1 protein-coding gene is annotated in these 796 nt (G+C 28.3%); it reads left to right on the forward strand.

The annotated features are described in order from the left end of the window. Window positions 1-729 (forward strand): hypothetical protein (locus tag RGC78_RS16135; protein WP_491536915.1); only part of this gene is annotated, 729 nt, incomplete at its 5' end. Between the last annotated feature and the right edge of the window lie 67 nt (window positions 730-796).

Below are 796 nucleotides of genomic sequence, written 5' to 3' on the forward strand. Positions count from 1 at the left end.
CTTACTCATTTCACTAATGTAAGTGGAAATACAGCAAGATTATTTTATGATAAAAATGATAGAATAATAAAACAAGTACTTCCAAAGCAATATGATAGTGAAAAAGATAATGGGGTAGGAACAACATATAAGTATAATATTAAAGGACAAGTTGTAGAAGTTAAGAATGCTTTAGGAGAAACAGTTACTAAAAATGCCTATGATCCAAAAGGAAATCTAAAAACTTCAGTGGATGGAGAAAATAATAAGGTTGAATATACTTATACATTACTTGGCCAAATAAAGGATGTTGTAACTCCAAATTCAAAGAAAGAAAATAAAAAATCTCAAAGCTATAATTATGATGCTAGGGGAAATATTACAGGAATTACTGATGGTAATGAAAATGAAACAAGTTATCTTTTAGACGACTGGGGAAGAATAATTCAAATAACAACACCTGAAGGTGGAATAGAAAAATACACATATGACTACGCAGGAAATATAACAAGTACAACAGATGCAAATGGTGGAACTATTGAATACTTCTATAATAGTTTAGGACAAGTATGTGAAATAAAAGATCAAGAAGGAAATAGTGAATATTTCTATTATGATGAAGAAGGAAATTTAATAAAGCACATTGATAGAAATGAAAATATAGTTAATAGAAAGTATAATATTGGTAAAGCCAAAGATTTAAATACAATCCAGATGGAACACTTAATAATGCGTACACTGGAAATATGATGTATAATTACACATATAATGATGAAAAATTACTTGAAAGTAAGAGTGCATCAGGAAGAACCTTAAT

Source organism: Clostridium aquiflavi, from assembly GCF_031344075.1.
Classification (GTDB): Bacteria; Bacillota; Clostridia; order Clostridiales; family Clostridiaceae; genus Clostridium; species Clostridium aquiflavi.